The sequence below is a fragment of the Parablautia muri genome, from assembly GCF_009917485.1.
In the GTDB taxonomy this organism is placed as follows: domain Bacteria; phylum Bacillota; class Clostridia; order Lachnospirales; family Lachnospiraceae; genus Suilimivivens; species Suilimivivens muri.
Genome location: NZ_QZDT01000087.1, coordinates 1 through 8640, shown reverse-complemented (window position 1 = coordinate 8640; position 8640 = coordinate 1). Strand labels below are relative to the sequence as shown.

Sequence of the window (8640 nt, the reverse complement as noted above, 5' to 3'; positions counted from 1 at the left end):
CCCCTCATCGTCCCTTATTCACAGGTATCCGCTCCTGACCAGGCCGATATCATCCATTTTTTCCCGGATAAGCATACACTCCGTTCCCTTTTGGACAGCATTCCCTGCATCGATGAGAACAACGTCAAATATATCATGCGCTCCTGCCTGCTCCACTGGAAGCAGCGTCTTCTTTCCTGCGGCATTCCCATCTGTCCCTTAAAGGAACTCGTTTCCCGCTGTTTTTCCGCCTACTGCCTCCAGTTCATGCAGGTTAGCACCCCGAATATCTTATTCCCACTGACCACATAACCTTACACGACAGCCTCTGTCCCTGCGCTTATACTGTATCCATACACTTTTGTAAGGAGGTTTTTTACATGACGCAGGATGAAAAACACGCTCTCGCCCTGATGCGCTGCGGGGCTATTGCACCTTTGATAAGCGGCACGAAGGATGATTTCCAGAGTCTTGACGATTATTACAGGGAGGCGGCCGCAAAGTCTTATCCGGCTCCGGACGGCTCCACAAAACATTTTTCCGCCGCTTCCATCGAAAGATGGTACCGCGCTTATTTAAAAAACGGTTTTGACGCACTCATGCCAAAAAGCCGTTCTGACTCTGGCAGGAGCCGCTGCCTGGATGTTGACTGCCAGGAATTTATCCGCCACATGAAGCAAAGCTATCCCAGGATGCCCCATCCATGATCTACCGCGCTCTCCTTGATAACAGACTCATCTCCAGGACTTCCGCTTCCGAATCCTCTGTCTGCCGCTTTGTGAACCAGCTTATGACTGAAAACAGGATGACGAACAATAAGGACATGCGCCGCTATGAACACCCCCACATCAATGAGGTCTGGTGCGGCGATTCCAGCGTTGGTCCCAGGATGATCTCGGAAAGCGGAAAAAAGAAAGTTTACATCATTGCGCTGTTCGATGACGCAAGCCGTTTTATCACCGGCATTGACATCTTTTTCCAGAACAACTTTGTGAACCTCATCTCCGTCATGTGCTCTGCCGTCTCCAAATACGGCAGGCCAAAGACATTCAACTTTGACAACGGCAGTTCCTATAAGAACAGGCAGATGGAGCTTCTCTGCGCAAGGAGCGGCTCCACACTTAATTACTGCCAGCCTTACACACCCACTGCAAAGGCAAAGATCGAACGATGGTTCCACACCATGAAGGACCAGTGGATGGCTTCCCTTGACATGCGCGCTTTCCATTCCCTTGACGAACTGCGCTCCTCCCTGTACGCATTTGTCAATTCTTACAATCAGGCGCCCCATTCCTCCCTCGGCGGAAAGTCCCCGGTGGACCGTTTCTTCTCCGAACCTGAGCATATCCGCCGGCTGGATGATGCACAGAGCGAACGGGCTTTCCTTCTGGAAATTGAAAGAACAATTTCCTCCTCCCTCCGTTTCGTTCTGCTCTGTTGTCTGTTCTGCTGTCGGCTCTCGTTCTGAAGCTCCCTCTCAAGGTTCTTTTTGTTATAGCCGATTACCTCGGCATAAGCTAATTCTGTGGCGGTTTTGGTCTGCTCCCTGCCGATACTGTCATACTCGGATTGTAAGGACTGTATCTCGGCTTTCCTTATAGGTGGCTTGGATTGGCGCATAGAGGGTATACATTTTTGACAGTTCCTTTAATCGGCTTAGTTTCTGCCCCTTTGAAAGATGTACCGTTTCCAACTGTTGGTATCTCTGTTCCTTATCCGCTATGAATTTTGCAAGGCTCTCAAAGCTGTCTATCTTCCTTGTGGTGATGAATTTCTCCGCATTGTCGACTGACTGCAAGGCGGCTCGGTCGGATATTCTTCTTAGGTGCTTTCCGCTGACAATCGGTAAGTCTAATCTGCCTTTGTGCTCCCTTACTTTCGCAATCATCTCCATAACTTCATTCTTCACGCTGACCGCCGCATTTTTAATCTTGGCGTATTGTGCGCTGTGAAGTTCCTGCTTGGCAAGCATGAGCATTTCCTTTGCTTGTTCCAACAGGAGATTGTTCTTGATGATTTCCCGATTGATGTTGCCCCTCTCGATCTGTATGCCCTTGCGCTCTAAAGCGTTGGCAACCGCCCCGATATGGATTGTCGGCTCTCTGTCAATGCCCTGTTCCTTAAAAGAGCGGTGTTCCCAATGTAGCGCAATCCCCAACTGCTCATTGGTGGCATTGATTGTGTCGGCTAAATCCTTTCGCCACATTTTAGCGTTTTCCCTGCTGTTCCAGTCGTTGCTTTCTACGGTCTGACATTTTCACTGTTTCCTGTTCCGCTTGTCAACTTTCTGCTGACCTGTCTTTTTGTCAATGAGGGGAACACGCTCGCCGTTTTCATCAAGTATATAAACCTTTTTTGTCTTTGCTCCCCATTCCCCGTTTTCAGTGAGAGGGCGCATTGTGAGTAAAACATGGATATGGAGATTGCGCTGTCCTTTGTCGTTCTCGCTGTCATGGATTGCCCAATCAGCGCACATTCCCTTGTCAACAAAATTCCTCTGCACATAATCCATCACAACTTCCTCCGCAAGTTCATAACTCCAATCGTTGGGGAGTGACGCTTTTAACATTCTCGCAAGCTGTGATTTCTGTCCTTTCTCGGACAGTTCAACAGAGTTCCATAAGGTGGCTCGGTCTGCATATTCTTTGGGTGCGTTAGTCGGTAGGGAGATTTCGCTGTGGACTAAATATTCATGGTATTTCGGGCGGTAAGTCTGCCCGTCATATTCGCTCACAAGAACGCTCCTGCTGATATAGGACGCTTTCTCAACTGCCGACTGCCCCTTGCTCTGCTTGACTATGGAAAAACGTGTGCTTGCCTGTTTCGTGACATTACCCATATGCAACACCTACATTCTGCCGACAGGGTAGAGGGGCGCACTCATAAACTTTGTGGGCAGATAAAAGCCGCACTTTGGCTTTTGTCTGAACGCAAAGTTCACTAAAGGGTAGCAAGCGAAGCTTGCCAAGGGGACAATTAAGAAAACAGCACTGACGGCAAACCGCACTCCGGCATAATAAATGCATAGTAAGTGAACGCCGCCAAAAATAAAGTTATAAACAGAAGAACAAGTTTTACAAACAAAGACGTTTCATGCTTTTGGAAAAACAGGATAATATTAAGCACAAGTGATATAACGCAAATGGCAACATCAAGGAAAAAATTTATCCATATTATCGCTTTGTACTCACTGCTTAATGTACCCAGCACAAGGAAAGCAAGAATAAATATGCCATAGTTCACACATAGCCAGGTAATGATTTTCTTTGAACTCAGTTGTAACTTATTCATTTCATTTTCTCCTCTATAAAATTATTTTTAACTAGATTATCATACTGCTTCCCAATTTGAATGAGTAAATCACGCAAAAATAATTGCCTGTTTTACTCATTTCATTTCAAGTCCCAAAAAGTACAATGTTTACATCAAACGCAAAGGAGAATTTCATATGTCTGCATTATTAGAAGCAACAGAAGTAACAAAAATTTATGCCAGGGCACAGCACCCAAGCCTGAATAAAGTATCGTTCAGCGTGGCGAAAAGTGAGTTTATCGCCATCATGGGCGCTTCGGGTTCCGGGAAGACTACGCTGCTTAATGTCCTTTCCACGATTGACACACCTACAAGCGGCAGCATCACAATAGACGGTGTCAACATTAAGAACCTTTCCGATTCAGGCGCAGCGGATTTCCGCAGGGATAAGCTGGGATTTATTTTTCAGGAATATCTCCTGCTTGACAGCCTTACCATTTTTGAAAACATTGCTGTCCCGCTTACCCTGCAGAAACTCCCGCCGAAAAAAATAGAAAACATGGTACGGAGCCTGGCAGAAGCATTTGGCATTGACCCACAGCTTAACAAATACCCAAATGAGCTTTCGGGCGGGCAGAGACAGCGGGCTTCGGCTTTGAGGGCCATTGTAAAGCGACCAAGTATTCTATTTGCCGATGAGCCAACGGGGGCGTTGGATTCCAGTTCTGCGACAGATTTACTAAACACCTTGAAGGAATCAAACGAATCCCTTAATACCACTATATTGATGGTTACACATGATGCATATGCCGCAAGTTTCGCTGATCGCATTTTGATCTTTAAAGATGGGTGCATTATCCGGGAGCTGTTCAGACAGAATGATGACAGGCGCACATTCTATGAATCCATCGCACGGGAAGTGGCAAAATTAGACACAGAAAGATAGGAGGGGGAGAGATGCATAATTTATCTATGGCGCTTAAGAATCTGAAAAATAATTTTTCGTTTTACGCCCTCTATCTATTATCCGTTACATTTGTGATCACTGTCTTTTTTGCATTCACTTCGTTCTCCATGAATGCGGTCATGCTTGAAAAAATATCAAATGACGGACGGGTTGAAACGATGTGCAACACGATTTCCGTATTCCTCATGGCTTTTGTTGTTTTCTATATGTCATATTCAAACCGCTTCTTTTTACGCCGCCGCACAAAGGAACTCGGTATTTACGCATTATTAGGATACAGAAAATCCACAATACTCTCCCTGCTCATAACAGAAAACCTGCTCACCTGTTCAGGAGCTTTTATCGCCGGGATACTTCTGGGCGGTTTTTTCCACAAGGGGATTGTCTTTGGCATTACAAAATTGCTGGATCTGGCGGTCAATCATTCAGAAATACCCTTTTTTAACCCAAATGCCGTTATGAAAACAGCCTGCTTTATTTCCGCTGTTGTCATAGTATTAGCCCTGTCCAACAGCAGATTCCTTTTCAGGACATCACTCATGGATTTAGTGAGATATGAAAAAAGTGCAGAAAAAAGGATGAGCTTCCATGCTGTCCCGTCTGTCATTGGATTTTTGGCTGTTATTACAGGATACTGCCTTGCACTCGATATATTACGGGGTGCGGAATCCTTATGGCTTACAATTGGTTTTTATCCAGTCGGCATGCTGACATCTGCACTCATACTCTCAGGGACAGTGCTTTTTATCGCATCCTTTCTTCCCTTTGCGGTACAGGCAGGGAAGAAAAACAAACGAAAATTCTACACGGAAACGAAGATCATCACTGCGCCTGGATTCATATACCGTATCCATTCAAACTCCAGGACACTGATCATGCTTACATTATTGTCAGCCGCAACATTGACTGTTTCAAGCGTCATGGCTTTGTCGCTATACTACCCAATAGCTGCGGTATCCCGTATGGCACCATCGGAAATAGAATGCAGGATTGAAAATGAAAGTGAAATAACTGCGTTCAAACAGATCATAAATGAGTATTCACCGGGGGATGATGTCACATTCCTGCAGACTGATATTTATAAGGTCACTTCCACTGCCGGGCAGCTCCCTGTGGAGTACAGCATCGGAACCTCCAAGGGGGATTCGGATAATGAAAAAATCCTGCGGGATGCAGGGTTTGAATGTATTCCATTCTCAAACTATACAGTTCTTCTGGAAGCACAGGGACGGACAAAAGCGTTGGAACAGCTTGCCACTTTAAATAACAATGAGTGTATTTTAATCAAGTACCAGCCGGATTCTGACAATGATGAAACGGGCAATGTTTATCCACTGCTCATAGGCAATCATGAAATACCGGTCACAGTGACCGCTGTTACTTTGGATAATCCCATTTCATTTGCAAACAGTGTCGGGACTTTGATCGTAAGTGACGATTTATACCATATGCTAACAGAACAGGCAGTTCCTGCAGCGAAAGTCCTCAGCATAAACGGAAAATCCATTGAGGATAACGAGGCACTGTTCCAGGCTCTGTCAGAATATCTGTCCGGAAGTCCCTACCTGCAGGGAAACTCGCACAGGGTACACGAAATATTTTCCCTGAGCAGTTCCACATTCCTGTTGATCGGTTTTCTCGTGGTGTTGTTCTTTATAGCAACCGGAAGCATCCTTTACTTTAATAATGTTTCAGCCATAACCGACTCGAAATCTGATTATGATATTCTCCGCAAAATGGGGTATACGGACAGGAAAATCAAAAAGATCATCCAAAAACAGACTGCGGCTTTTTTCATCATCCCATTTTTATTCGGGCTGGCGGACTGCATCTTCGCCACGCTGGTATACAAGTCCGCCCTCATGCAGAATATCCTGAAAAACAGTCTCGTGCTGTATACACCCACAATGGCCGCCATTATGCTGACATTCATTATTTATCTGGCCTATTACCGTATGACTGTCCACACCTGCTGTAAAGCTGTGCTGACAAAATAGAGGCTGCATGAAACCGCCGCGCTTTCATGCCCGGCGGTTTCACACGCCTTTATGACAAATCAGAAATCATGCAGAAATTCCTGTTTGTATACCCGAAAATAAATGGTATAATGAAGCGTGAAAAAAGGAGGCCGGATATGAAGCGTATAACATTAAACCTTCTGCTTTTTGCAAATTCCATTTTGCTCATTATGTATATGGCACTGGCCATAAACAGGAATATGGTATTTAGCACCACAGGGATCGTATCCCTGTTCCTGTCCTCTTTGATACTCATAGACATTACTTATATAAGTTCCTGCAATGTCAGGGGAAACAAAGTCATCTCCCTGTTTTGCGGCCTGCTGGCACTCCATAGCTGGTATATACTCCTGTCTGCGCAGGACGATGCCCGGACGGGTATCGTCTTCTCTGCCTTAAGCCCGGTCATTTGGTATGTCTCCATAAATTTCATACTCATGTTTCTGTTTCAGGGAAGCGGATATAAATTCAAGAAAGCAGTAAACATCTGCCTGACCGGAACCTGCATCTGCTCCCTTATCGGCCTGCTGGCGTCAAATGAAATATTTTCCCTGTTTTACGGCATACAGTTTCTGGCAGGCTGGCTTTGCTTCCTTTTCATTGTTGTCTTCCACAGAAAAAGGACCGCCTTTGTTTTTAAGGCGGAGTGGAAATATATCCTTTTCTCCCTTGTGACGGTAAGCATTTTATTCCTTGCCTATTGCTTCTCTACAATGGGAGTCAGCGGGCATCTTTCTAATTTTGGGATATATCTTCCTATCCTGCTGTTCTCTATGAGCATACACGGCATTATACGAAAAGAACATAGCAGTGCCCCTCTGTCAACCATATTCAGCAGTCGCCAGTCAGCGTTGATCCTGCTTGCCGGGGCAGTTATCTGCGGTCTGTCCGCACTGGCTTCAGGCATCGGCTTCCCACTGTTTTTCCTTATGCTGGATGCCATGTTTGTCTTTGTATATGCCTGCAACATTGCATTAGATTTTAATTTAAAGCACGGAAAAAGTGCGATGACCAGGGAAAGCAGATACTACGCCGCATTAGAGCAGCTACAGCAGGAAGAACAGCTAAACATCGAATTTGCAAATTTCCTCCATGATGACATTCTCCAGGACCTGCTTTCCATAAAAAACATGATGAAAAAAGCAGGCCGCCCCGATATCCAGAAAACCATCACGGAAGCCCTTGATAACATGAACACTTATATCCGTGAACGGATGCAGGATTACCGTCCTGCACTGCTCCCCAAGCTCACTGTGAAAGAGAATTACCAAAGCCTGCTTGAATATATATCACAGTCCTTTCCGCACCGTAATATCCGTGTTACTTTTGAATGTCAGGATTCCCTGTTTTTAGCCGCCCCTTATGATATATTCGTATACCGTCTCCTGAAAGAGCTTGTCACGAATATTTATAAGCACTCAGTGGGTGAAAAAGCATGGATAACCCTTGCACAGGACAACGGGGCCATAACGCTGCGCATAAGGGACAATGGAACTGCTGATGCGGACACCCTCTCATCCGCCGATCCATCAAAGCACAGCGGGCTTGCACTGGTCACTGAGCGCGTCAATAATATGGAGGGTTCTGTAAAGATAACCAATAACTTCCCGCATGGGGTCTGCATACAGATCAGCCTGCCAATGAAAGGAGATGTTTCTTATCAATATTTTATTAGTTGATGACCACGCCCTATTTTCAAAAAGCCTGGAGATTGCCTTATCGGATTATCCTGAGATCACATCATTTGAAAGCATCAATGATATTTCCCGGTTAGACAACTTCATTGATACCAACAGGCCGGATATCCTGCTTATGGATATAAATTTGAAAAACATAGCATCCGAAGATGGTTTGGAATTGGCAAAACAACTGCTATACCGATATCCGGAGCAAAAGATAGTGATCCTATCCGGATATGACCTGCCAGTATACCGCAGCGAAGCGGAAAAAATCGGGGCAAAGGGATTTATCAACAAAAACATAGAGCCTGAAAAACTGGTATCCTTCCTTTCCCAAATATCACAGGGTGCAGTTATTTTTAACAGGGAGATTCCGTTTTTAGAGGAATTGACTGAGTGCGAAAAACAAATCCTGCGGCTTATAGCTGCCGGTATGAAGCGGAAAGAGATTGCAGCTACACTCTATATCAGCGAGCGTACCCTATCAAATCATTTGCAGCATATATTTGAAAAACTTGATGTTACCTCATCTGTTGAAGCTGTAACGAAAGCCATTCAAATGGGGTATATCCCTCCCATTTGTTAAAAAAGAAAGAGCGATAAAGTTACTTTCTATCACTTTTGCCGTTTTTCGAGGCTGTAAAAAATCTTGTGTCTATGGGGATTTAAGCTTCTCTGATAAGAGTTCGATATGTAAAATTTTGCTGTCTATTTTATGAATTTATTGTTGTCGAATGTTCTTTCT

Annotated in this window: 6 protein-coding genes and 2 pseudogenes; 6 read left to right on the top strand and 2 right to left on the bottom strand. The window is 45.0% G+C overall.

The features are described from left to right. Both D5281_RS26235 and D5281_RS26225 read left to right on the top strand, forming a co-directional pair. Positions 1–291: hypothetical protein (locus tag D5281_RS26235; RefSeq protein ID WP_277935583.1), on the top strand; the 291-nt coding region annotated here is incomplete at its 5' end. 68 nt (positions 292–359) lie between these two features. Next, positions 360–1411: pseudogene (locus D5281_RS26225) on the top strand (DDE-type integrase/transposase/recombinase); the annotation flags it as partial. Between the two features lie 126 nt (positions 1412–1537). Here D5281_RS26225 and D5281_RS23230 read toward each other — a convergent pair. Both D5281_RS23230 and D5281_RS26220 read right to left on the bottom strand, forming a co-directional pair. Continuing rightward, positions 1538–2818, bottom strand: a pseudogene (locus D5281_RS23230) (MobA/MobL family protein). Positions 2819–2955: 137 nt separating this feature from the next. Further along, positions 2956–3270, bottom strand: coding sequence for a hypothetical protein (locus tag D5281_RS26220; protein WP_277935580.1), 315 nt, complete (start codon positions 3268–3270; stop codon positions 2956–2958). Between the two features lie 157 nt (positions 3271–3427). Here D5281_RS26220 and D5281_RS23220 point away from each other — a divergent pair, with 157 nt between their 5' ends. The 4 genes from D5281_RS23220 (at position 3428) to D5281_RS23205 (ending at position 8481) form a co-directional block, all read left to right on the top strand. Beyond that, positions 3428–4177, top strand: a complete 750-nt coding sequence (locus tag D5281_RS23220; RefSeq protein WP_160562293.1) for an ABC transporter ATP-binding protein — start codon at positions 3428–3430, stop codon at positions 4175–4177. An 11-nt stretch (positions 4178–4188) separates the two neighbouring features. Continuing rightward, positions 4189–6195 carry an ABC transporter permease gene (locus tag D5281_RS23215; protein WP_160562292.1) on the top strand — a complete coding sequence of 669 codons (2007 nt, stop codon included), beginning with the start codon at positions 4189–4191 and terminating at the stop codon, positions 6193–6195. 137 nt (positions 6196–6332) lie between these two features. Continuing rightward, positions 6333–7895, top strand: a complete 1563-nt coding sequence (locus D5281_RS23210) for a sensor histidine kinase (protein WP_160562291.1) — start codon at positions 6333–6335, stop codon at positions 7893–7895. Continuing rightward, positions 7867–8481, top strand: coding sequence for a response regulator transcription factor (locus D5281_RS23205; protein WP_160562290.1), 615 nt, complete (start codon positions 7867–7869; stop codon positions 8479–8481). Before D5281_RS23210 ends, D5281_RS23205 begins: the two co-directional genes overlap by 29 nt. Positions 8482–8640 lie beyond the last annotated feature (159 nt).